General features: G+C 67.6%; 24 protein-coding genes and 1 pseudogene. 18 read left to right on the forward strand and 7 right to left on the reverse strand.

Features of this window, described 5'->3' with window-relative positions; genetic code table 11:
- Position 1: 1 nt before the first annotated feature.
- Positions 2-1,375: a SagB family peptide dehydrogenase gene (locus tag ABZV91_RS11405; RefSeq protein ID WP_355239025.1), complete on the reverse strand. Its 1,374-nt coding sequence runs from the start codon at positions 1,373-1,375 to the stop codon at positions 2-4.
- Positions 1,376-1,712: 337 nt separating this feature from the next.
- Positions 1,713-3,728 (reverse strand): M13 family metallopeptidase, encoded by a 2,016-nt coding sequence (locus tag ABZV91_RS11410; RefSeq protein WP_355239028.1) that lies wholly within the window; start codon positions 3,726-3,728, stop codon positions 1,713-1,715.
- 450 nt (positions 3,729-4,178) lie between these two features.
- Between ABZV91_RS11410 and ABZV91_RS11415 the strand changes: the two genes are divergently transcribed.
- A complete protein-coding gene (locus ABZV91_RS11415; protein ID WP_355239030.1) occupies positions 4,179-4,340 on the forward strand; it encodes a hypothetical protein in 162 nt (53 codons plus the stop codon).
- A 411-nt stretch (positions 4,341-4,751) separates the two neighbouring features.
- On the opposite strand, the gene ABZV91_RS11420 is transcribed toward ABZV91_RS11415, so the two are convergent.
- Positions 4,752-5,312, reverse strand: a complete 561-nt coding sequence (locus ABZV91_RS11420) for a type VII secretion system-associated protein (RefSeq protein ID WP_355239033.1) — start codon at positions 5,310-5,312, stop codon at positions 4,752-4,754.
- 360 nt (positions 5,313-5,672) lie between these two features.
- Here ABZV91_RS11420 and rplN point away from each other — a divergent pair, with 360 nt between their 5' ends.
- The 4 genes from rplN (at position 5,673) to ABZV91_RS11440 (ending at position 7,190) form a co-directional block, all read left to right on the forward strand.
- On the forward strand, positions 5,673-6,041 hold the full coding sequence (gene rplN / locus ABZV91_RS11425) for a 50S ribosomal protein L14 (RefSeq protein ID WP_014349098.1): 369 nt from the start codon (positions 5,673-5,675) through the stop codon (positions 6,039-6,041).
- Between the two features lie 77 nt (positions 6,042-6,118).
- Positions 6,119-6,436 carry a 50S ribosomal protein L24 gene (rplX, locus tag ABZV91_RS11430; protein ID WP_355239036.1) on the forward strand — a complete coding sequence of 106 codons (318 nt, stop codon included), beginning with the start codon at positions 6,119-6,121 and terminating at the stop codon, positions 6,434-6,436.
- 1 nt (position 6,437) lies between these two features.
- Positions 6,438-7,001 carry a 50S ribosomal protein L5 gene (rplE, locus tag ABZV91_RS11435; protein ID WP_063060518.1) on the forward strand — a complete coding sequence of 188 codons (564 nt, stop codon included), beginning with the start codon at positions 6,438-6,440 and terminating at the stop codon, positions 6,999-7,001.
- A gap of 3 nt (positions 7,002-7,004) precedes the next feature.
- The gene (locus ABZV91_RS11440; RefSeq protein ID WP_014349101.1) at positions 7,005-7,190 is read left to right on the forward strand and encodes a type Z 30S ribosomal protein S14; all 186 of its coding nucleotides are present in this window, start codon (positions 7,005-7,007) and stop codon (positions 7,188-7,190) included.
- Positions 7,191-7,373: 183 nt separating this feature from the next.
- On the opposite strand, the gene ABZV91_RS11445 is transcribed toward ABZV91_RS11440, so the two are convergent.
- Positions 7,374-8,093 (reverse strand): DUF981 family protein, encoded by a 720-nt coding sequence (locus ABZV91_RS11445; protein ID WP_355239040.1) that lies wholly within the window; start codon positions 8,091-8,093, stop codon positions 7,374-7,376.
- 658 nt (positions 8,094-8,751) lie between these two features.
- Here ABZV91_RS11445 and ABZV91_RS11450 point away from each other — a divergent pair.
- Both ABZV91_RS11450 and ABZV91_RS11455 read left to right on the forward strand, forming a co-directional pair.
- Complete coding sequence (locus ABZV91_RS11450; RefSeq protein WP_355239043.1) at positions 8,752-9,159, forward strand: hypothetical protein; 408 nt, start codon at positions 8,752-8,754, stop codon at positions 9,157-9,159.
- Positions 9,160-9,621: 462 nt separating this feature from the next.
- Complete coding sequence (locus ABZV91_RS11455; protein ID WP_355239046.1) at positions 9,622-9,957, forward strand: hypothetical protein; 336 nt, start codon at positions 9,622-9,624, stop codon at positions 9,955-9,957.
- Positions 9,958-10,036: 79 nt separating this feature from the next.
- On the opposite strand, the gene ABZV91_RS11460 is transcribed toward ABZV91_RS11455, so the two are convergent.
- Positions 10,037-10,729 (reverse strand): class I SAM-dependent methyltransferase, encoded by a 693-nt coding sequence (locus ABZV91_RS11460; protein ID WP_355239048.1) that lies wholly within the window; start codon positions 10,727-10,729, stop codon positions 10,037-10,039.
- Between the two features lie 287 nt (positions 10,730-11,016).
- Between ABZV91_RS11460 and ABZV91_RS11465 the strand changes: the two genes are divergently transcribed.
- Positions 11,017-12,999, forward strand: a complete 1,983-nt coding sequence (locus tag ABZV91_RS11465) for a TPM domain-containing protein (RefSeq protein WP_355239051.1) — start codon at positions 11,017-11,019, stop codon at positions 12,997-12,999.
- 273 nt (positions 13,000-13,272) lie between these two features.
- Here ABZV91_RS11465 and ABZV91_RS11470 read toward each other — a convergent pair whose 3' ends face one another.
- Positions 13,273-14,406 carry a nucleotide pyrophosphatase/phosphodiesterase family protein gene (locus ABZV91_RS11470; protein ID WP_355239053.1) on the reverse strand — a complete coding sequence of 378 codons (1,134 nt, stop codon included), beginning with the start codon at positions 14,404-14,406 and terminating at the stop codon, positions 13,273-13,275.
- A 360-nt stretch (positions 14,407-14,766) separates the two neighbouring features.
- On the opposite strand from ABZV91_RS11470, the pseudogene ABZV91_RS11475 reads away from it, so the two are divergent.
- Both ABZV91_RS11475 and ABZV91_RS11480 read left to right on the forward strand, forming a co-directional pair.
- A pseudogene (locus ABZV91_RS11475) lies at positions 14,767-16,170 on the forward strand (MFS transporter); the annotation flags it as partial.
- 285 nt (positions 16,171-16,455) lie between these two features.
- Positions 16,456-17,268: a carboxypeptidase regulatory-like domain-containing protein gene (locus tag ABZV91_RS11480; protein ID WP_355239136.1), complete on the forward strand. Its 813-nt coding sequence runs from the start codon at positions 16,456-16,458 to the stop codon at positions 17,266-17,268.
- Positions 17,269-17,443: 175 nt separating this feature from the next.
- Here the strand turns inward: ABZV91_RS11480 and ABZV91_RS11485 are convergent, their stop codons facing one another.
- A complete protein-coding gene (locus tag ABZV91_RS11485) occupies positions 17,444-17,872 on the reverse strand; it encodes a hypothetical protein (protein ID WP_355239056.1) in 429 nt (142 codons plus the stop codon).
- Between the two features lie 253 nt (positions 17,873-18,125).
- Here ABZV91_RS11485 and rpsH point away from each other — a divergent pair, with 253 nt between their 5' ends.
- The 8 genes from rpsH (at position 18,126) to ABZV91_RS11525 (ending at position 22,929) form a co-directional block, all read left to right on the forward strand.
- Complete coding sequence (gene rpsH / locus ABZV91_RS11490) at positions 18,126-18,524, forward strand: 30S ribosomal protein S8 (protein WP_039822465.1); 399 nt, start codon at positions 18,126-18,128, stop codon at positions 18,522-18,524.
- 15 nt (positions 18,525-18,539) lie between these two features.
- Positions 18,540-19,076: a 50S ribosomal protein L6 gene (rplF, locus tag ABZV91_RS11495; RefSeq protein WP_355239059.1), complete on the forward strand. Its 537-nt coding sequence runs from the start codon at positions 18,540-18,542 to the stop codon at positions 19,074-19,076.
- Between the two features lie 2 nt (positions 19,077-19,078).
- Positions 19,079-19,486 carry a 50S ribosomal protein L18 gene (gene rplR / locus ABZV91_RS11500; RefSeq protein WP_030522649.1) on the forward strand — a complete coding sequence of 136 codons (408 nt, stop codon included), beginning with the start codon at positions 19,079-19,081 and terminating at the stop codon, positions 19,484-19,486.
- A gap of 46 nt (positions 19,487-19,532) precedes the next feature.
- The gene (rpsE, locus tag ABZV91_RS11505; protein ID WP_030522648.1) at positions 19,533-20,180 is read left to right on the forward strand and encodes a 30S ribosomal protein S5; all 648 of its coding nucleotides are present in this window, start codon (positions 19,533-19,535) and stop codon (positions 20,178-20,180) included.
- Between the two features lies 1 nt (position 20,181).
- The gene (rpmD, locus tag ABZV91_RS11510; RefSeq protein ID WP_355239064.1) at positions 20,182-20,361 is read left to right on the forward strand and encodes a 50S ribosomal protein L30; all 180 of its coding nucleotides are present in this window, start codon (positions 20,182-20,184) and stop codon (positions 20,359-20,361) included.
- Positions 20,362-20,363: 2 nt separating this feature from the next.
- Positions 20,364-20,807, forward strand: coding sequence for a 50S ribosomal protein L15 (gene rplO / locus ABZV91_RS11515; RefSeq protein ID WP_355239067.1), 444 nt, complete (start codon positions 20,364-20,366; stop codon positions 20,805-20,807).
- Positions 20,808-21,049: 242 nt separating this feature from the next.
- Positions 21,050-22,372, forward strand: a complete 1,323-nt coding sequence (gene secY, locus ABZV91_RS11520) for a preprotein translocase subunit SecY (protein ID WP_355239069.1) — start codon at positions 21,050-21,052, stop codon at positions 22,370-22,372.
- Positions 22,369-22,929, forward strand: coding sequence for an adenylate kinase (locus ABZV91_RS11525; protein WP_030522644.1), 561 nt, complete (start codon positions 22,369-22,371; stop codon positions 22,927-22,929). Before secY ends, ABZV91_RS11525 begins: the two co-directional genes overlap by 4 nt.
- Positions 22,930-22,963 lie beyond the last annotated feature (34 nt).

Below are 22,963 nucleotides of genomic sequence, written 5' to 3' on the forward strand. Positions count from 1 at the left end.
GTCACCCCTGGACGGGGGAGCCGACGATAATGCTGCCGACCCCGCATTCCTCCAGTTCGTCCACTCCGGCGGCCGCGACGAACGCGGCCGTATCGCTGAAGCCCTGGGCGCAGACACCCAGCCCCATGGCCGTCCCCGCCAGGTAGACGGTCTGCATCAGCACTCCGACATGTTTGAGAATGCTGGCGTAGGCCACCTGCTCATAGGCCCACATCACCCGGCCCGCACGCGCGGCGAGCAACAGTACGACCTGCGGTTCCGCCCCGCCGACCAGGGTCGCCGAAGTGGACCGAACCAGCCGGCGCACCTCAGGGGAGTCCGGTTCGGCGATCCGGTGCAGGGCGTGCCCGAACGAGTCGTAGTGATACATACCGGGTTCCAGACCGGCCACGGAACGCACGATCGGATAGACCTCGATCTCGTAGACCCCGCCGCCCGAGGGGTAGGGGCGCGACAGCAGTTCCTCGCCCGGGCCGGCCGATTTCGTCTCCCTGGTGCGGGCCGTGCGATACAGCAGCTCGGCCAGCTGGGATCGGGTGATCGGGGCAGCATCGTCGTACTCCCGGCACGAGTAGCGATCCTCCAGGACCGCGGTCAGGCTCGGGTCCGCCGCGCGCAGCGCGTCCAGGTCGGGTACCGGCAACGCGACGGGTGCACCCGGATACACGGGTTTGCGGGCGTCGGGCTGCGGGAATCGGCCCTTCGCCCATTTGGTGGGACCGAAATGCTCCCAGGTGACCGTGCGCGGGCCGAGCGTACTGCGCCGATGGAACCAGAGATCCGGTGCGCTCCAACTGCGCCGGGTGAACTCCGCGGTCTCCCGAGCCGGATCCGCGGTGAAGCCGCCCCAGTGCAGATCGCCGGCGAGTCGTTCGACGAGTTCGGCCGGTAGTCCCGATTCGGCGGGGTCCTGGCCGCCCAGCACCGCGACGATCCGCGGATCACCGATCCGCAGATCGCACCACGACAGCGGGTGTTCGAGGACGAATCCGGACGTATCCCGGCGCAGTATCGCGAATTTCGACAGGGCGCCCGGCACGGGTGGTGGACCCCCCGGCCGGTCCGGTGGCGTGGTGAACGGGTCGAGGGTGTAGAGGTCCCGCTCGCCGTCCAGCACGGTGGTCGCCAGCCAGCCCTCCGTGGCGAGCTGCCCCAGCAACCGCGCGACCTCGCCGTCCGGTTCGGGCGCGAGCGCCGACAGCAGAGCCGGCCCGCGGTTGAGGGTTTTCAGCGCGTCACGGCCCGCTGCGGACAGACCGGTCAATTGCTTCTTCTGCGGGGGATTCAGCAGCACCGCCCCCCGGGGGAGGGTGAGGCAGGTCACTCCGGTGCGTAGCGCGTACCGGAGTTGCCCGTGCGCGAGGGTGGACGACAACCGCTCTTCTCCGTATCGATCGAACCTGGGTCGCCGCGCGGTTGCTGTTCCACCGCGTCGGCGGATGCCGGCGCGAACGCCTCGACGACGCGGGACAGCGTCGTGCGTGTCCCGGCGATCGCGAGGAACACGGCCGGAGACCTACCGCGGGAAGGTCGCGACGTCTGCATCGTCGACGCTGTTCCCCGGCACGGGCTGCCGGCGCGGTCCTTCCGCGTGGCAGCACAAGCATAGGACAGGCTTGGCTAACTCGGGTGGGTAGCGGCCGTGACCTCGGCGGTGCCCGCCGCCGGGGCGTGCACTGCGCGGGAAGCGGCGCCGGCCGCTCCCCGGCGGCTCACAGTTCGATGCGCTGATCCTCGGGCAGGAAGAGCTTGTCCGTCTCCACCACACCGAAGGTGCGATAGAACTCCGCGATATTGCGGACCACCTGGTTCACCCGGAACTCGTCGGGGGAATGGGTATCGCCGGCGAGCAGCCGTTCGGTGACCTCGGGGGTCTGCTTGGAGCGCCAGATCCGCGAATAGGAATTGAACATGGTGCGGTAATCGGGGTTCGTGACACCCTGGCGTTGTTCGGCGATCCGGTAGGCGGCCAGCGCGATCTGCAGCCCGCGCAGATCGGCCAGGTTCTCGCCGACGGTCAGCGCGCCGTTCACATGCTGTTCCGGCGGCAGCCCCTCGGGAACCAGGGCGTTGTACTGCTCGATGAGCGCCTGGGATTTGGCGTCGAAGGCGTCCCGGTCGGCGGGGGTCCACCAGTCGCGCTGGTTACCGTCCCCGTCGAACTTCGAACCCTGGTCGTCGAAACCGTGCCCGATCTCGTGCCCGATCACCGCGCCGACGCCGCCGTAGTTCACCGCGATCTCGGCGTCCTTGTCGAAGAACGGCGGCTGCAGGAAGGCGGCGGGGAACACGATCTCGTTGTTGGTGGCGGAATAGTAGGCGTTCACCGTCTGCGGTGAGGCACTCCACTCGGCCTTGTCCACCGGCTTCCCGAGCCGGTCGAAGGATCGCTTCACCTCGAAATCATTGATGGCGCGCAGGGATTCGATCAGCTTGCCGCGGGTGATCTCCAGTCCGGAGTAGTCCACCCACTTGTCGGGATACCCGAGTTTGGTGCCGATCTTGTCCAATTTCTCGATCGAGGCCTTGCGGGTCTCGGGGGACATCCAGGTGGAGTCGGTGAAATTCTCCCGGTAGGCGGTCATCAGATCGTCGACCATCGCCTCGACCCGTTCCTTGGCCTCGGGCGGGAAATGTTTGTCCACGTACAGCTTGCCCAGCTGTTCGCTGAGGTTGCTGTCCACCGATCCCACGGCCGACTTCCACAGTTCGGGCCGCTGCTTCAGCCCGGACATCAGCCGTCCGTTGAAATCGAAATTGGCGTCGGAGATCTCTTTGGGCAGCACGTTCGCGTAGGTCTTGAGTACGGCGAGCTTCAGATAGTCGCGCCAGATCGGGATATCGGTCGCCGCCCAGATCTTGCCCGCTTCGGTGACGAACGAGGGCTGGTTCACCACGACTTTCGCGAACAGGTCCTTGGGCCGGTCGGTGATCCCGCGCAGCCACGGATCCCAGTCGTATTCGGGGGCCAGTGCCGTGGCCTTGTCCCAGTCGAAGACGTTGTAGGTGGCCTCCGCGTCGCGGTTGCGCACATTGTCCCAGTGGGCGGCGGCGATCCGCTTCTCCAGGTCCAGCAGCCGCCCGGCCACCCCGGCGGGGTCGGGCAGATCCGCGCCCTTGGCCAGGCGTTCCAGGTAGGTCCGGTAGCCGGCCAGTTCCTCGGCGAACTGCGGGTCGCGGTAGTACTGCTCGTCCAGGCCCAGCCCGGACTGGCCGATCGCGGGAATATAGGCCGAGGAGTTCTTCTGGTCGATACCCACCCCGATACCGATCAGCCCGCCGATCGGTAGCCGCCCCATCACCTCGGCGAGGGCCGGTTTGTCCTTCGCGTCCTCGATCTCGGCGAACATCGAGTCCAGGGGCGTCAAGCCCAGCCGTTCGATCTCGTCCAGATCCATCCGCGCGTCGTAGAGATCGCGGATCTGCTGGGCCTCGGTCCCGTCCTCCGGGTCGCTGATGCTCTCGATGATCTCCCGCAACTGCTGTTGAGTGCGTTCCCCGGCCTCGCTGAACGCCCCGTAGGCGGTCTTGTCCGGCGGCAGCTGGTACTCGCGCAACCATTTACCGTTGACGTGCCGGTAGAGATCGTCCTGGGGCCGGATCGCCGGATCGGAACCGCTCATATCGACGGTCACCAGCTTGATGGGTGTCGCCTCGGAACAGGAGGCCAGCCACGCGGCCGCGGGCGCCAGCCCCAGCGCGACGAGGAACCCGCGGCGATCGAGCACCACTCGACGATCCGATGATTTCAACGAAACCTCTCCCCGATGCGAGACCCCGCACCTCTTCTAGGCGAACCGGCCCCATGAGGCTACCGGCGCCCTGTTGCGGCGTCGCGCCGGGAGATATGCACCGGCCGGATTCGCCGAGATTTCAGCCTGGCGTACCGGGGCCGTCCCGAGCTGCCCGGTACACCTGCCACGGAGTCGGCGTTCCCGCTACCTCGGGCCGGACCACGACCGCCTGTTCGGTCATCCCGCCGGCTTCTTGCCGGACCAGATCGCCCTTGCTCTCGGACCAGAAGGTGTACTGGTCGGATTTGGGAGCGTAGACGTCGAAAGTTCAGGATGTTGCCGTACGTCTTTCCGTCCACCCGTACGCGCACCCACCTGTTCAGATTGCCCACCAGCTTTTTCTCGACATGAATCGTGTACCCGTGCGGTCCGGCATGGGCTCGGGTGAATATCAGCTTCTCGTTCGGCCAGGGGGCAGGCCACGATCTGCCGAAGGACCATTTCGGCCTGCGGGCCAGCGGCAGGATTCTTTCCAGCAGCCGCCGCATCGGTGAAGAGCTGAAGGTGGTGAACGCCTCGGTGTATTCACTCCGGATCTTCGAATAACCTTTTGGTGTGAAGGTAAGGGTGTTCTTGCTGTCCCGGAGCTTCGACGGATAGCGGACGCCGACCACGTTCTTGTCGGGGTCCACCACCGCGACGCTGCGGATCTGGTCCGCGGTGAATTCGAGCAACCGGCCGGAGCCGCGTCTGCTCACGGTTCGGCCGACGAAGTGCGGCGACTCCACGGAGGACTGCTCGAACAGTCGCGAGCCCTTGGCGTCGACCGTGACATAATGGTCCGCCACCGCGCGTAGATCGGCCGCTTTCGCGGCAATTCGCCGGCGTAGCTCGGCTGCCGCGAGATCGAGGGCATCGCAGAGTCGCTCCGCGAGTATTTCGGTGGGCCCGCGCGGCTCCAGTGGCCGCAGTGGCTTCATCGGACTCAGGTCACCGGGAGAGAAGTACGCGAACCGCTCAGTGATTCTGCCCGCGGGCCCCCGGCTGATCGGTTGCTGTCGGCCGCAGCGCCCTGGTGCGGAGCCGGAACTGATCCGGGCTGCCCGGATTGAGCAGGATATCGACGCCGGCCGGAACGATCCCGGGCAGCTCGCAGCCCTGTATCGGCCACCACCGAGCTGCCTCGACGCACCGCTTGTGCACCGCGGCGGTGGCCACTGCCACACAGGGGGCTCCATCGGGCGCGCGCCCCACCAGCGGCTCGTCGAATTCGTCGCAACCGATCTCGACGACGGCGTCCAGGAGTGCGGGAACTATCTCGCCGCCGACATCGTCACCATGGGCGAGCCGCCGCAGTACGGCGTCGGTGGGGTCGGTCGGAGTCGTATCGTCGGCGGGCTCGTAGTTCGGATTGGGCTGGAACGGACCGGGCGCGCCGTCCGCGTCGAGCAGCCATCCACCGACGATCGACTCCGACGGCGGTGTCGCATCCGGCGCGCTGTCCCGCAGGCGGGGATCGACCAGCATCAACCAGTTGTCCTGACGGATCACATCCGCCGCCGGGTCTTGTCCGTCCACACCTTCTCCCTCGCCGACGTCGCGTCGCGCACCGAACTCCGCGCCGTGTTGGTCGAGGAGAATGGTGGTGACCGCCCTGGAGGAATTGTCCTGTATCCCCCGTGCGGGGTACTGCCGGTCGGTACGGGCGGCGGGACCATCCGTTCCGCTCGGCGGGCCCGATTTCGGGTTCGAGCTGGGGGTTCGCTATCCTTGACCGGTTGCCTGCGGGCCCGGTGCCCGCGATTCGGCCGCGAACCCCCGGTGGTTGATCGTCGAGATCGTAGAGAACCGCTGGTAGGCGCGCGTTCGGGTGGCGACAGACCATGCCCGTCGGGTCGGCAATCCGGCGTGCTTATCGTCCAGGTCGAGGAGGCTGAAGTGATTCAGCAGGAGTCGCGGCTGCGCGTCGCCGACAACACGGGTGCCAAGGAGATCCTCTGCATCCGCGTTCTCGGTGGTTCGTCGCGCCGCTATGCCGGTATCGGCGACGTCATCGTCGCCACTGTGAAGGACGCCATCCCCGGCGGCAACGTCAAGCGGGGTGACGTGGTGAAGGCCGTCGTGGTGCGCACCACCAAGGAACGGCGCCGTCCGGATGGTTCCTACATCCGTTTCGACGAGAACGCCGCCGTACTCATCAAGGCGGACAACGACCCGCGCGGCACCCGCATCTTCGGCCCGGTCGGGCGCGAGCTGCGCGACAAGAAGTTCATGAAGATCGTTTCGCTGGCCCCGGAGGTGCTCTGACATGGCCGAGTCAAGCGCGGAGAAGGTAGCGCAGCGTAACCGCGTAGCGCTCTCGGCCATGTCGAAAGGACGCTGACATGAAGGTGCACAAGGGCGATACCGTGCTCGTCGTCTCGGGCAAGGACAAGGGTGCCAAGGGCAAGGTCATCCAGGCCTTCCCGAAGGACAACCGGATCCTGGTCGAGGGCGTGAACCGGATCAAGAAGCACGTCGCGGACTCCGCGAACCTGCGTGGCGCCTCCTCCGGCGGCATCGTGACCCAGGAAGCGCCCATCCACGTGTCCAACGTGATGGTCGTCGACTCGGACGGTAACCCGACCCGGATCGGCTACCGCACCGACGAAGAAACCGGCAAGCGGGTTCGGATCTCCCGTAAGAACGGGAAGGACATCTGATATGACCACCACCGAGAAAGTGCAGCCCCGGCTCAAGCAGCGCTACCGCGAAGAGATCAAGGACGCGCTGAACAACGAGTTCAACTACGCCAACGTCATGCAGATCCCGGGCGTGGTCAAGGTCGTGGTGAACATGGGTGTCGGTGACGCCGCCCGCGACGCGAAGCTGATCAATGGCGCGGTCGACGACCTTGCCCTGATCACCGGCCAGAAGCCGCAGATCCGCAAGGCCACCAAGTCCATCGCGCAGTTCAAGCTGCGTGAGGGTATGCCGATCGGCGCCAAGGTAACGCTGCGCGGCGACCGGATGTGGGAGTTCCTGGACCGGCTGGTCTCGATCGCCCTGCCCCGTATCCGCGACTTCCGCGGCCTGTCGCCCAAGCAGTTCGACGGCAACGGCAACTACACGTTCGGCCTGAGCGAGCAGTCGATGTTCCATGAGATCGATGTGGACAAGATCGACCGTCCGCGCGGTATGGATATCACCGTTGTCACCACCGCGACCAACAACGAAGAAGGCCGTGCCCTGCTGAAGCACCTCGGCTTCCCGTTCAAGGAGAACTGAGACATGGCCAAGAAAGCACTGGTCAACAAGGCCAACCGCAAGCCGAAGTTCGCTGTCCGCGCCTACACCCGCTGCCAGCGCTGCGGCCGGCCGCACGCGGTCTACCGCAAGTTCGGTCTGTGCCGCGTGTGCCTGCGTGAAATGGCGCACCGCGGCGAGCTGCCGGGCGTGCACAAGAGCTCCTGGTGAGCTGAGCCGGGCGGGTGGTCGCCCGTCCGGTGTTCACGATATCGAGAAGGACCCGAGCCTCGGCTCGGGTCCTTCTCGATGGTCCTGTCTTCTGGCCATCGGCTCGACGCGGTCGGCTCGGTGCGCGACCGGAAAAACGAGCTCTGCGGTCGATATTCGCGCGGTGTCTTTTACCGGATACGTCTAGGACGTGTTCATGATGAGGCCGATATGGGTGAAGTAGTTCAGTACGGAGAACGCTATCCATGCGGTGCCCGAGAGGCACCAACATATCGCTATGACAAGACCCACCACTCGATTGCTGTTCTTGGTGAACGCCGGTGTCAGGACGGCTCCTGTCGCGATGAGGAAGAACAGTGCCGAGATGAATACCGACTCCAACATCGGTGAATCGGCGAATCGACCGGTGATGGGCTCTTCCGGAGGGGCGCCGAACAGCTGGTACTTGATGCCGGCGACTCCGATTGCGGCCATTCCCGCGCCGACGGCGGCGACCAGGTAGGACACCGGTCTCATCGTCGTGAAAAGGCTCGCGATGTCTTCGCCCCCGGCCCGCGATCGGATCTTCCACAAATAGAACGCGGCGGCCAGCAGTAGAACGCCCAGAGCCAGCGATCCTTCGCCGAATATTATATTCGCCTGGGGGACCACCGAAAACGGCCATTCGACGGTCATATGCCCACCGAGAAACGTCAGCAATGCGCCGTTGATTCCGAGGGCCAACGCGTATCCGTCGAAGTCCGAAGGTTTTCCCTCCAAAATTTTTCGCCCCAGCGAGACAATCAATAGAAGGGATACGCCTGCGGAAATTCCCATCGAGGTGTTGTACATCTGGAAGCGATCCCAGGGGAACTCTTCTGGCGCTGCCAGGAGTGTCGATCGAACAGCTGTTGTCGAAGGCATGTAATTCTCTTACTACTTGTGAACTGTGCTGATGGGTGATGATTTGCCGGCTGTCCGGTCGGTCGACCCGTGCAGCCGGAAGCAATCGATCATCGGCGGGATGGATCGGATCGCCGCTGCGGTCCGCTCCGATGGACCAGGAGAAAGCGGCGGTTGGCAGACGGCGATTTCGGGTTGAAGTGGATATGTGTCCTGCGTGCCCTCCGGCCCGGTGGTTGTAGCAATCCGATTCGCTGTCGGGGCCGGCGCGCTTCCGACGTGCGATGCTCCGAGTATCGTCCGTGCTGAATGTTTGCCAGGGCGTTTGCTGTGTATCGGCTGCATAACATTTTCCGGGGTGGCGGACGGAGCCGGTAATCGTCGGGAAGCGCATTGGCGGGGTCTGCCGGGCCGGTCGCGGACGGTGGCTTCGCCGCCGTGGCATGAGCGACGGTGCCGTTCGCTGCGCAGGCAGTGTTCGGTGCGAACCGGTGGTAGTGCCCGCGTGTACCGGCGGGCGACTTCCGCCGGGCGTATCGGTGCGGTGCTCGGTTCGGAGCGGCCGGTGTCCGGGCGCGGAGCCGAAACGGTAGCTGTTGCGGCATAGTCGAATTCGCTCTCAGGTTCGAGGAGAACCGGAGGAATCGGGCGCGGGTGGCGTCGGTTAGTATCGGCGACTGTGAGGCATATCGCGCGAGCGCCGGAGCTGCTGCGGGTGCTCGTGCTCGTCTTCGCCGCCGTGGTGCTGACGCTCGAGGTACGCGACGGACAGCTGGTCGATCCGCGTGAGACCACCTATGTCTCGCTGGTGTCTTCCCTTGTTGCGGTGCATAATTCGGCCGAAACCGAGGTTGAGCGGCCGGGTGAGACGGGCGGGCAGTCCGTGCACTGCCGCTATGCCTGCGCACGTGCCGCGGCACCGCGGCCCCGGTTCGACGACCTGTGGCCTGTCGCGCTGCTTTTCATGGGTCTCGTTGTGGGACTGCTGGAATACACGCGCCGTATATCGCCGTCGGCGCTACCGGCGCCCGCCGCGGCCGCGACCGGAGAAGAGATTCTGCTGCACCTCTGCGTCTGCCGGAGGTGACAGACCTACGCCGAGCCGGTGGGCCGATGCCCGCAGGCCGGTGAGAGCTGTCCGATAGAGGCCGTGCGGATTCTGGAGACAGCTGCGCGTGCTGTGGAGTGACCCGGGGAGCCGGTCCGTGTCCTGCGGGGTGTGGGCGCTACCGGGAGTCGAAAGGCGTGCCGCGGTCCGGCCGCCGCGCACCGATCCGTTCCTGACAACCGTTTTCCCTCGCTCGCTGCCGCGCAGTACCCGGCGGGGTGGTCTTCGCGCACCCGAGAGGCGTCGGTGGAGCTGTCCGGAAACGGGCGCGCCGGCCCCGCGCCGGGTCCCGAAGAAAGGAACGTACCGCAAGAGAATTGCCTTATCGCCTCCGGTTCGGCCCGCGGTCGTCCGACTGCACAAGGGCCCTGCCGACTGCCGCACGGCGGCACAAGAGCACATCGAACACCCACGATCAGACGATTACACAGGAGATATTTCGTGAGATTCCACCTTCCACTGACCGTCCTCGCGGCCTCGGCCGGCTGTCTCGTTCTCGGGAGCGGTTCGGCTTCGGCGCTGTCGGTCGATCGATCCGCGGAAGCGGTCACCGTGCACCTCACCGACGCGGAGGCGCGGGCGATCGAGGATCTGAACCTCGGCCCGCTGCTCGGCGCACTGCCGCCCAACTTCACCCCGGAGGCAAAACAACGTCTCGGTGAGAGCATCACCGAATACGCGGGCCGCGCCGCCGACCGGCCGGGGTCGACCCTGTCGATCATCATCGACCAGCCGATCGCGGCGCCGCCGGGCGTGAGCGTCACCGTCACCCGCTGATCCGCCGATGAGCACCGCCCGGGCCGGCGGATCCCGATGCCGGCCGGGCGGTGTGGCGAGTACGTCCGGGACGGGTCGATCAGGTCCAGACCGATGCCATTGTGAACGGGTGTCCGCGCAGGTGCGCCCACTTGGGTTTCGCGGTGATCCAGGCATCGTCGATACCGCTCTCGGCGAGTTCGGCGAGTTGCCATCCGGCCGCGGTCCCGGCCGTCACATGGTCGCTGAAGGTGTGCAGGTGGGTGGATATGGCCAGCGGCTCACTGTCGGAGCCGGTGTAGTGGGTGGGCATACCGGTGACCATCATGAACTGCGGGTGGTAGCTGACCAGGACGAATACGCCGCCGGGTGCGGCCAGTCTGCGCGCTTCGGTGTAGAACGGCGCGAGATCGGGCAGATGTTCGTCGATCAGCGAGGAGATCACGAGATCGTAGGCGGCGCCGGGGAAATCGGTCTCGCGGACATCGCCGTGCGAGAGCGATGTGTGGACACCGCGCTCCCGGGCGCGTCGCAGCATTCCTTCGCTGAGGTCGATGCCGTCGATCTGCGCGGTACCGCGCTCACGCAGCCAGGCCGCGGTGCGGCCGGTGCCGCAACCCAGGTCGGCTGCCCGCCGCACCTGCCGCCACGCCGGCCGGCGCAGCCGGTCGAGCAGCGCGAGATCCATATCGTCGAGCACGGTCTGCTCGTAGGTGGGTGCCCATCCGTCGTAACCCGTGGCCACATCGACCGTTCGGTAGTGGCGACGGTCGAAATCGGCAAAGGTCGGCATGGCCTCATCGTGCGGGGTCGCCCGGGCGCGTGCAACGGAATTCCGGCCCCGGCCACGAAGCCGCGCAATGTCTCGCCACGCCGGAACATGCCCAGGCCGGCCGTGCCGTGCGCCGGGTGGCGCGGCCGGAACATCGGATCCCGCAGCCGTCAGGCGAAGTGGGATTTGCGTCCGGGTCGGAGAGACCGATGGGGATCCACGCGTCGCCGGTCGTTCACCGCGAAACGGTCGCGGACGGCGCATCGCGACCACCTGCCCGTGCGCTCGCGCACGCTACATTCGGTGACATGCCGACCTCGACCAACCCGCTGCGCCGGATCGCGTGGTTCGTGCTCGGCCTCGTGTGCCTCACCGCGGTGGCGGCGCCGGGCGCGGCGGCGGAGCAGCCCACCCGGATGGACACCTACGTCACCGATTCGGCCGGTGCGCTCGACCCCGGTGACGCCCAGCGCGTTCGTGCGGCGGTCGATACCCTCTACGCCGATCACAAGGCGCGGCTCTGGGTCGCCTACGTGAACGATTTCGCCGGGGACAGCCCGCAGGACTGGGCCACGCAGACCGCGCGGGAATCCGGCTTCGGCAACCGGGATCTGCTGCTGGCGGTGGCGACCCGGGACCGCGCCTACGCCTTCGACGGTGAGCGCCCGGCCGGAGTGAGCGAATCCGAGATCGACCGGCTGTTCACCGACCGGGTCGAACCCGCGCTGCGCGACAGCCGGTGGGCCGACGCCGGTGTCGTCGCCGCCCAGGGGATCGGTTCGGCGATGAGCGGGGGCGGAGTGAGTACGGGGCCGGTGCTGCTCATCGGCGCGCTCATCGTGCTCGCCCTGGCAGGCCTGATGCTGTATCAGCGCTACCGGCGCCGCGCTCGGGACCGGGCCGAACTCGAACAGGCCCGGCGGACCGATCCCACCGACCCCGCCGCCCTCGCGGCGCTACCGCTCGAGGCGTTGCACGCGCGGTCGCGCGAGATCCTCGTCGAACTCGACAATGCCGTACGGACCAGCGCCGAGGAATTGGAATTGGCCGTCGGGGAGTTCGGCGAGCCGGCGGTGCTGCCCTTCCGTACCGCGCTGGAGAACGCGCGCGCCGCCACCGCGAAAGCGTTCGCGATACAGCAGCGGCTCGACGACGCCATCCCCGAGACGCCCGACGAACAGCGCACCCTGCTGATCGATCTGATCACCACCGCCGGGCACGCCGACCGCGAACTCGACGCCCGCGTCGCCGAGTTCGACGCCATGCGCGATCTGCTCATCGATGCCGGGCCCCGATTGGATGCGTTGACCCGCGATATCGTCGACCTCACCGGCCGCATCCCGGCCTCGGAAGCCGAACTGGCCCGGCTGGCGGGCGCCCATCCCGCCAGTGTGCTCGCACCGATCGCCGACAACGTCACCATGGCCCGCGAACGGATCGCTTTCGCCGACGACTGTGTCGACGACGGCCGCCGGGAAATCGCCCGGCCCGTGGGCGAGCAGGGCGGGGCGGTCGCCGATATCCGGGCGGCCGAGGGCGCCATCGGCCAGGCCCGCACCCTGCTCGACGCCGTGGACGGTGCCGCGGCCCATATCCAGCAGGCGCGGGCGGGCCTGCCCGCCGTCCTCGACGAGTTGCGCGGCGACCTCGCCGCCGCCGCCGAACTGACCGAACACGGCGGCCCGGAACTGGAGACGGCCGTCGCCGCTGCCCGGACCGTGCTGGCGCGTGCGGACACCGCCGCCGCGGCCGATCCGCTGGGCGTGTACCACGACGCGGTCGCCGCCGACGGGGATCTGGATCGCGCGCTGGCCGCGGCCGGTGCCCGGAAGACCGCCGCCGCGGACCTGGCGCGCCGGCTGGATCAGACGCTCGGCGACGCGGCCACCCGGGTACGGATGGCCACCGATTTCATCGCCACCCGCCGGGGCGCGATGGACGCGATGCCCCGCACCCGCCTGTCGGAGGCGCAGCGGCACCTGGACGAGGCGCAGCGGCTGCGCACCGCGGACCCGGCCGCCGCGCTCGATCACGCGCGCCGGGCCGCCGACCTCGGGGGTCGTGCACTGCAGGAAGCGCAGGCCGGGGTACGGACGTGGGAGGTCCGGCGGCCGCCGTCGGGTGGGGCGCAGGCAGGCGCGATCCTGGGCGGCATCCTCATCGACAGCATGCTGCGCGGCGGGATGGGCGGTGGAATGAGCGGCGGTCGCGGGCATCACGGCGGGTACCGGGCGGGGTCCTTCGGCGGGTCGGGCGGATCGCGACGGATCAGCCGCGGCGGACGTTTCTGACGCGACGCGAGGGCCCGCCCGGGGCCCACGACGCTGGGTGCGGATGGTGGGGCCCCGGGGCGGTGAACCGGTACTCGTTGCGGATCGACGTATCGGCCCTGTTCACCGTCGGTCACCGAGCCGGCGGTTGGGGTTGATCCGGTGTCGGCTCGATAAGTCCACGGCGCGGACGCGCACGCCGCGGGGACGGGCAGTGCTCGGGTCCGGTGAAGCGAGCGTGCAGGTAGCGCTGTCGCGGGACGGCATGATCCGGTGCACGCCGATTCTCCGGAGTCAGCACGACGCGATGAGCGGCACCAGTTGTTCGTCCGGTGTCCGGGCGCCGTGGTGGCCGGCCATCGCCGACTCCAGCGGTTCGTGCTCCGGGCGCACCAGCACGGTCCGGCCCGCCGCGACGGCGAGCAGATCCCCGATCCGGTTGCTGATCACCGGCGACGGTGGAGTGGGACCGAACCAGCGTTCGTCCAGGGCCTGCTCACGGGTCACCACCTGGGCGTGCCCGGCCAGCTGCTCCCGCCAGGCCGCCAGTGCGTCGGCTCGTGCGGCGGTGTGCCGGAGGTAGACGTGGCGGACCCGGGCCTCGCCCGCGATCAGGGCCACGTCGCGGTGCAGCACCTCGTACGCGTCGAGGTCGATCGCGTGGTCCGCGTGGATCATCCCGTGGTCGCCCGTGATCAGCAGTGTGCAGGTACCGGGCAGTTCGCCGAACAGTCCGGCCGCGAACGCGTCGATATCCCGCAGGACCGCCAGCGCCTCGGGTGATTCGGGGCCGTGCAGGTGGCCGGCCGAGTCGAGGTCGGGGAGGTAGGCGTAGGCGAATCGCGACCCCGTGCCCGGGTGACGGGCCACCGCCAGGATTCCGGCCCGGAGCTCGTTGAGAGTGGTGGCGGGGTTCAGGATTCCCGGTGCGCGGAACGACGCCCGGGTCAGGCCGGAGCGCACCTGGTACTCCGGGACCACGTAGTGCACCTCCACACCGCGCGCGGCGAGTTCCTGCAGGCGGCTCGGACGCGGTTGCGCCGATTCGGGCGGGTAGGTCTCGCGCGCGTCCTCCCCGGTCGCGGAGTCGAATCGCCAGCGCAAGGAGTTGAACAGCCGCATGCCGTCGGCGGCGGCGGGCACGGCGAAGCTGTAGCCGATGATGCCGTGCGTCGCGCAGGGGGCGCCGAGCGCCAGGCTGGTGAGGCTGGTCGCGGTGGTCGCCGGGAACCCGGCGGTGAGTGTGGTGGTGTGGTGGGCCGCCAGTGTGGGAGCGAGATCGCGGTGGCGCGCCAGTAGTTCGGCGCCCAGACCGTCGACCAGCAGCAACACGACGTCCCGGTTGGGGGTGAGGCCGAGTGGGCCGGGCGCGTCGGACCCGAACGACGCGGCGATCGACGGCAGGATATCGGCGAGCGTGTACTGCACAGCTCCCAATGGTGCAGTACCGAGGCGATCCGGGAGGGATTCCGCGGGGAGACCCGCTGCGGTACCGGCATCCCGCGGGGCCCGCCCGGGTGACCGGTGCGCAGGCTTTGGACGAACCACTGCCGCTGTGGTCGCCGCGATGCCCGGACCTGCCGGTCGATCGGCTCGGCGGCGATTCCGGGGGCCCACCGCACGGGCGGGAAACCGTGTCTCGCGTACTGCCGCCCGAGCGATGTGGCCCGCTGCCCCGCCCGTCCGGGCGGCGCCGCATGTTCACACGGCCGAATTGGTTAGATTGCATCATGCATGTTATGTGTACTATGCACATCGGCTGACTTTCGCATATCGAGGAGCACGCTCGTGACCAAACCCGAACCCGTCGTCCGCCCCGCGGCGGTACTGGCGGTGCTCGCATACGCCGGGATCGTGGCGTCGTTGACGCAGACCCTGGTGATGCCGTTGCTCGGGCAGCTACCGGAGATCCTGGACACCGAACCCTCGAACGCGACCTGGGTGGTGACCGCGAGCCTGCTGGCCAGCGCGGTGACGACGCCGGTCGCCGGCCGGCTCGGTGACCTGCTCGGTAAGCGGCCCGTGCTGGTGGGATCGGTGGTCCCGCTCGTCATCGGCTCGGTGATCTGTGCCGTGTCCTCTTCGCTGTGGCCGATGCTCATCGGCCGCGGCCTGCAGGGGATGGGCGTGGGCCTGATCCCGGTCGGTATCGCCGCCCTGCGCGATCTGCTGCCGCCCGCCAAGCTCGGCTCCGGTATCGCGCTGATCAGTTCTTCGCTGGGTGTCGGTGGCGCGCTCGGGCTCCCGCTGGCCGCCGCGGTCGTCGAATACAGCAGCTGGCGGTACCTGTTCTGGGGTGTCGCCGCGCTGGCGGCGGTGGCCGGTGCACTGATCTTCGCGGTGGTGCCGTCGACGCCGCCGCGCGCCGAACGCGGCCGGTTCGATGTACTGGGCGCACTCGGTCTGGGCGTCGCGCTGGTCTGCCTGCTGCTGGCCGTGTCGAAGGGCGCGAGCTGGGGGTGGACCGGTGTCACGACGATCTCCCTGTTCGTCGCCGCCGTGGTGGTGCTGCTGCTGTGGGGCGCGTGGGAACTGCGCTCGCGTGATCCGCTGGTCGATCTGCGGGTCACCGCCCGCCCCCGGGTCCTGCTGACCAACGCCGCCTCGATCGTCATCGGTATGTCGATGTTCGCGCAGGCGCTGATCTTCCCGCAGCTGCTCCAGCTGCCGGAGGCCACCGGCTACGGGCTGGGCCAGTCGATGGTCGCCATGGGTCTGTGGATGGCGCCGGGTGGCCTGATGATGATGCTGTCCTCGCCGCTCAGCGCGAAACTGTCCGCGCTGGCCGGGCCCAAGGTGACCCTGGTCCTCGGCGCGATCATCATCGCGGCCGGTTACGGCGCCTCGGTGCCGCTCATGGGCGAGCCCTGGGGGCTGATGGTCGGCGCCATCATCATCAGCCTCGGCGTGGGCTTCGCCTACGGCGCCATGCCCGCGCTGATCATGAGCGCGGTGCCGATCACCGAGACCTCGGCCGCCAACAGCTTCAACACCCTCATGCGTTCGATCGGTACCTCGGTCGCCTCGGCGGCCATCGGCGCGGTACTCGCCGAGATGAGCACCACCTTCGCCGGTGGTATCTCGGTGCCCACCGAGCACGGTTTCGAGGTCGGCATCCTGATCGGTTGCGGTGTCGCCGCGGCGGCCGCGGTCATCGCCCTGACCATCCCCACCGCCAAACGTGCCGCCGCGGCGGCGGTCACCGCCGCACAGCCGGACACCGCGAAAGCCGACACGGTGCACGCGGTCGCCGAAGCGGTTCCCGCCGCGCCCGCCGGCCTCTCGGTGGAAGCCGAGCGGGTCGTCGACGATGCCGAACCCGGCCGGGCCGCGACCAACGGGTCGGTGCCCGCCGCGGGACCCCGGCACGCGGCCCCCGAAGCGGCGACCTTCGCCGCGGCGGAAACCGACAGCACGAATGCCTCGGCCGGGACTGTGCCGCAGCCGAGCGGGAGCGGCTCCATCCTTTTCGGCCGGGTGTACGACGCGCGGGGTGTCGCGGTGGTCGGTGCGACCCTCACACTGATCTCGCCGTCGGGCCGGCAGCTGGGCCGGGCGCTGTCCGGGCAGGACGGTTTCTACGAGATCGCGGCCCCGGCCCCCGGTTCGTACGTGCTGATCGCCTCGGCCGAGGGCCGCCGCCCCGACGCGTCAACCGCGGTGCTGGGCAGCAACCCGATCTCCTACGACGTCACCCTCACCACCCTGGCCGGACTCACCGGTACGGTCGCGCGCACCGGCGACGGCGCCGCCGTGGCCGGTGCCACCGTCACCGCCCTGGATATGCGCGGTGAGGTGCTGGCCGCCGCGGAATCCGACGCCTCCGGCGGATTCGACCTCGCGGGCCTGCCCGAAGGGGAGTTCACCGTGGCGGTCAGCGCGTTCGGCTACCACCCCACCGCGGTGTCGGCGCGGGTGAGCAGCCGGGACACCGCACTGCTCGAGGTGCTGCTGCGCCCGGGTGTGCGGGTGGCGGGCGTGGTGCGCGGCGGTGGCAGGCCGCTGGCGCAGGCCCGGGTCACCCTCACCGATTCCCTCGGCACTGTGATCGAGACCGTGGCCACCGACGCGGACGGCTCCTACGCGTTCGGGAACCTGGGCGAGGGCACCTACACGGTCGTGGCGACCGGGTACGCACCGTCCACGGCACAGGTGCACGTCGGCGAGCACGATGTGGACGGCCTCGATATGGACCTGCGGGCGGAACCGCTCCCCGAGTCGGCCGGGCCGGACGAGGTGGAGACCGAACAATTCGGTGAGCTGCCGGAGGTGCACAAGAGCTCCTGGTGAGCACCGGTACGGAAGCAGGATGAGTCAGGGCCCCGGAGCAACTGCTCCGGGGCCCTGGTCGCTTCGATACCGCCGGCCGAATTGGGCGTGGTCGCGCGGTGATCACCGATTCGTGGCCGGTCGTGCCGTAGGACTCGCGAGGCCGGAACCGCGCGTGCGTTCGCCCGGCCTTTGCCTACCGGTCGCCGCCCTTGCCGTCGAGGGCGAGCGTGATCAGGTTCACGATCTGCTGCTGGCCGGCGGTCAGCATGTCGAACTTGCTCCGCATCTCCAGGGTCAATGTGTCGACCCTGCCGTTCAGCTGTCCGAGTTCGCCGCGGATCTCTGTGATGTCGCCGCGGATGTCGGTGATATTGCCGTGGATCCCGGTGATGTCGCCGCGGATATCGGCGATATCGGACCTCGTCGCGTTGTGTAGACGCATATTCTGTTCGCGGAACTCGCGCAGCTCGATCCGGAGCTCCGAGGTGTCGCGATCCGCCCCGCCCGCAAGCACCCGAGCCGCGGCCGCATCCTTCTCGGTGCGCTGCAATCGATGCTTGATATCTCCCATTTCACTCTCGAGGGCCGAGAGCCGGTCCTCGAAGTTCCCCTTCTCCGTCATACGGCCAGATTACCTGGTCAAGGCAGGATTCCAGGGCCCTGATTTTGTCGTACTCGAGCCAGCTCCTACACTAGACCGGTTGCCAGGGCACTTCTGTGTCCATGGGCGGCCCCGTGTGGGCCCCCGGGCGATACGAACTCATCCGGCGGTGACTGCCGTCCGGACCAGCCGAATTGCTGTAGGCCCACGGCCCGCGCCCACTGGCGTGGGTGTTGTATGGGAACCGCAGCGAGAAAGGTGTCGAGGTCGAACTATGACCATGACCGATCCGATCGCAGACTTTCTGACTCGTCTGCGCAACGCCAATTCGGCGTACCACGATCAGGTGAAGGCTCCGCATTCGAAACTCAAGGCGAATATCGCCGAGATCCTGAAGCGCGAGGGTTACATCGCCGATTACCGCACCGAGGACGCGACCGTGGGTAAGAACCTCGTCGTCGACCTCAAGTACGGCCCCAGCCGGGAACGCAGCCTGCAGGGTCTGCGCCGCGTGTCGAAGCCGGGTCTGCGCGTGTACGCGAAATCCACCAACCTGCCCAAGGTCCTGGGCGGCCTCGGCGTGGCGATCATCTCCACGTCGACCGGCCTGCTCACCGACCGTCAGGCGGCCAAGCAGGGAGTGGGCGGGGAAGTCCTCGCCTACGTCTGGTAAGGGGAGGTACGGACAATGTCGCGTATCGGTAAGGATCCCGTCGCGGTTCCCGCGGGCGTGGAAGTGACCATCAATGGCCGGGACGTCGCGGTGAAGGGCCCCAAGGGCCAGCTGTCGCTGACCATCGCCGAGCCGATCAGTGTCGCGCAGGAAGACGGCCGCCTGGTGGTCTCCCGCCCGGACGACGAACGTCGCAGCCGCTCGCTGCACGGCCTGACCCGGACCCTGATCGCCAATATGGTCACCGGTGTCACCCAGGGCTACGAGAAGAAGATGGAAATCTTCGGCGTCGGCTACCGCGTGCAGCAGAAGGGCAGCAACCTCGAGTTCGCCCTCGGCTACAGCCACCCGGTGCCGATCGAGGCGCCCGAGGGCATCACCTTCGCGGTGGAATCGCCCACCAAGTTCTCCGTATCCGGGATCGACAAGCAGAAGGTCGGCCAGATTTCGGCGGTCATCCACGGTCTGCGCAAGCCCGACCCGTACAAGGGCAAGGGTATCCGCTACGCCGGTGAGGTCGTTCGCCGCAAGGTCGGAAAGACGGGTAAGTGATCATGGCGCAAACCGAGAATCAGAAGGCCAAGCGCATTCCGCTGGGCAAGGATGCTTCCACTCGCCGGCGGCTGTCCAAGACGCGTCGCCACTTCCGCCTGCGCAAGAAGATCGAGGGCACCACCGCGCGTCCGCGGCTGATCGTGCACCGCTCCTCGCGGCACCTGCACGTGCAGCTGGTCGACGACTCGGCCGGTCGCACCCTCGCTTCGGCGTCGACCATCGAGGCCGACGTCCGCGCGCTGGAGGGCGACAAGACCGCCAAGGGCAAGAAGGTCGGCGAACTGATCGCCGAGCGCGCCAAGGCCGCCGGTGTGGAGGCCGTGGTGTTCGACCGCGGTGGCCACGACTACCACGGCCGGATCGCGGCGCTCGCCGATGCCGCTCGGGAAGGCGGGTTGAAGTTCTGATGACCAACATGACTGCACATACCTGTGTGAACGGAAGGAACGTCTGATGCCGGGACGTCAGCGGCGTGACGGCGGAAACGGACCCGCCGGACAGAACTCGAACGCCCCCGACGGGGGTCGCGGTGACCGCCGTGGCGGTGACCGCCGTGGCGGTGGCGACCGTCGTAACGACCCCGCCGAGAAGAACCAGCTCGAGCGCGTCGTAGCCATCAACCGTGTCTCCAAGGTGGTCAAGGGTGGTCGGCGCTTCAGCTTCACCGCCCTGGTCATCGTGGGTGACGGCAACGGTCTGGTCGGTGTCGGCTACGGCAAGGCCAAGGAAGTTCCCGCGGCCATCCAGAAGGGTGTCGAGGAAGCGCGCAAGGGCTTCTTCCGCGTCCCGATGATCGGCTCCACCATCACCCACCCGGTGCAGGGCGAAGCGGCGGCCGGTGTGGTCATGCTGCGCCCGGCCTCCCCGGGTACCGGTGTGATCGCCGGTGGCGCCGCGCGTGCCGTGCTGGAATGCGCGGGCATCCACGACATCCTGGCCAAGTCGCTCGGTAGCGACAACGCGATCAACGTCGTCCACGCCACCGTCGCGGCGCTCAAGATGCTGCAGCGGCCGGAAGAGGTCGCGGCTCGCCGTGGTCTGCCGCTCGAGGACGTCGCTCCCGCGGGCATGCTGCGTGCCCGTGCCGGACAAGGAGTCTGATATGGCAGATCTCAAGGTGACCCAGATCAAGAGCTCGATCGGCGCCAAGCAGAATCAGCGCGAGAGCCTGCGGACCCTGGGTCTGCGGGGTATCCGCAAGTCGGTTGTCCGGCAGGACAACCCGCAGAACCGCGGTCTGATCAATGTCGTGCGCCACCTCGTAACTGTTGAGGAGGTCTGACAATGACCATCAAACTGCATCATCTGCGGCCCGCTCCGGGCGCGAAGACCGACAAGACCCGCGTGGGTCGCGGTGAGGGTTCCAAGGGTAAGACCGCGGGTCGCGGCACCAAGGGCACCAAGGCGCGGAAGAACGTGCCGGCGGCGTTCGAGGGTGGGCAGATGCCCATCCACATGCGGCTGCCGAAGCTGAAGGGCTTCACCAACCCGTTCCGGGTGGAGTACCAGGTCGTGAACGTGGGCGATATCGCCGAGCTCTTCCCCGAGGGGGGGACCATCGGCAAGGACGAGTTGGTCGCCAAGGGCGCGGTGCGCAAGAACCAGCTGGTCAAGGTGCTCGGCGAGGGTGAGATCTCCGTCGCCGTCCAGATCAGCGCGGACAAGTTCTCCGGCTCCGCCAAGGAGAAGATCGCCGCCGCTGGTGGTACCGCCACCGAACTGGGCTGACGTTCGCCGGTTTCGACGATCGACATGGTCGGGTCAAGCGCGGAGGCGGTAGCGCAGTGTAACCACGCAGCGCTCCCGACCATGTCGAAAGGCACAGCGCCGCCGGACGAGTGCAGGCTCGTCCGGCGTCACTGTTAGAGTTCAAGTGTTGTCTGCCAAGACCCGTCATGGGTTCGGCGATTTCCGACCGGGACACGCTGAAAAAGCCCATGGCCTGACCATGTCGTTCGCCAGGAGGATCTGTGCTTTCCGCCTTCGTTACGGCCTTCCGGACTACGGACTTGCGGCGGAAGATTCTCTTCACGCTGGGGCTGGTCGCGTTGTACCGCCTCGGTGCCGCGCTACCGTCGCCCGGGGTCGACTACAGGGCGGTCCAGGAATGTATCGACCTGGTCTCCGGTGGTGACTCCGCCGGTATCTACCAGCTCATCAACCTGTTCTCCGGTGGTGCGCTGCTGCAGCTGTCGGTGTTCGCCATCGGCATCATGCCCTACATCACAGCGAGCATCATCGTTCAGCTGCTGACCGTCGTCATCCCGCGGTTCGAGGAACTGCGCAAGGAAGGCCAGGCCGGCCAGACCAAGATGACGCAGTACACCCGCTACCTGTCGATCGCGCTCGCGATTCTGCAGGCCACCGGTCTGGTGGCGCTGGCCGCGCGCGGTCAGCTGCTGCAGGGCTGCCAGCAGGACATCCTGGCCGACACCAGCATCTTCGGCATGGTCATCATCGTCCTGGTGATGACCGCGGGCGCCGCCCTGGTGATGTGGTTCGGTGAGCAGATCACCGAACGCGGCGTCGGCAACGGTATGTCGCTGCTGATCTTCGCCGGTATCGCCGCCCGTATCCCGGGCGAGGGCAAATCCATCCTGGACAGCCGCGGCGGCCTGGTGTTCGGCCTCGTGTGTGTGGCCGCGCTGCTCATCATCATGGCGGTCATCTTCGTCGAACAGGGCCAGCGCCGGATCCCGGTGCAGTACGCCAAACGCGTCGTCGGCCGCAAGATGTACGGCGGGTCGTCGACCTACCTTCCGCTGAAGGTGAACCAAGCGGGCGTCATCCCCGTCATCTTCGCGTCCTCGCTGCTCTACCTGCCGAACCTGATCGCCCAGCTCACCGGGTCGAGCTCCGCCACCGATCCCAGCTGGTGGCAGGAGGCGATCCAGAAGTATCTGGTGAACCCCGGCAACCCGGTGTACATCGCCATCTACTTCGGCCTTATCGTCTTCTTCACCTACTTCTACGTCGCCATCACCTTCAATCCGGAGGAACGCGCCGACGAGATGAAGAAGTTCGGCGGCTTCATCCCGGGCTACCGCCCCGGTAAGCCGACGGCCGACCACCTGACCTACGTACTGAGCCGGATCACCCTGCCCGGCTCGATCTACCTCGGCCTGGTCGCTGTACTGCCGAATCTGTTCCTCGATATCGGCGCGTCCGGTGGAACACAGAATCTGCCGTTCGGTGGTACCGCCGTGCTCATCATGGTGAGCGTCGGCCTGGACACCGTGAAGCAGATCGAAAGCCAACTCATGAATCGCAATTACGAAGGGTTCCTCAAGTGAGAGTTGTACTACTCGGGCCGCCGGGAGCGGGCAAGGGCACTCAGGCCGTGCTGCTATCGGAAAAGCTGGGGGTACCACATATCTCTACAGGTGACCTCTTCCGCGCGAACATCAGTGAGCAGACGCCGCTCGGCCTCGAAGCGAAGCGCTACATGGACGCGGGCGAACTCGTGCCCAGCGATGTCACCAACCGTATGGTCCGGTCCCGGGTGGCCGAGCCCGACGCCGCGCGCGGTTTCGTGCTCGACGGCTACCCCCGCACGGTCGACCAGGCCGACGCGCTCGCCAAGATCCTCGACGATCTGGGCAGCGAGCTGGACGCGGTGTTGTGCTTCGTGGTCTCCGAGGACACGGTGGTCGACCGGATGCTGGCCCGGGGTCGTTCCGACGACAACGAGGAAACCATCCGTACCCGGTTGCGGATCTACCGTGACGAGACCCAGCCGCTGCTGAACTACTACGACGGCCTGGTCGTCTCGGTGGACGGTGTCGGCGAGGTCGACGAGGTCAACACGCGGGCCCTGGAGGCGCTGGGTCGTAATGCCACGACCGGTTAGTCCGGGCCACGGGCGCGGCGGTAATCCTTCGGCG

Origin of the sequence: Nocardia sp. NPDC004568, assembly GCF_040609955.1 — a bacterium.
GTDB lineage: Bacteria > Actinomycetota > Actinomycetes > Mycobacteriales > Mycobacteriaceae > Nocardia.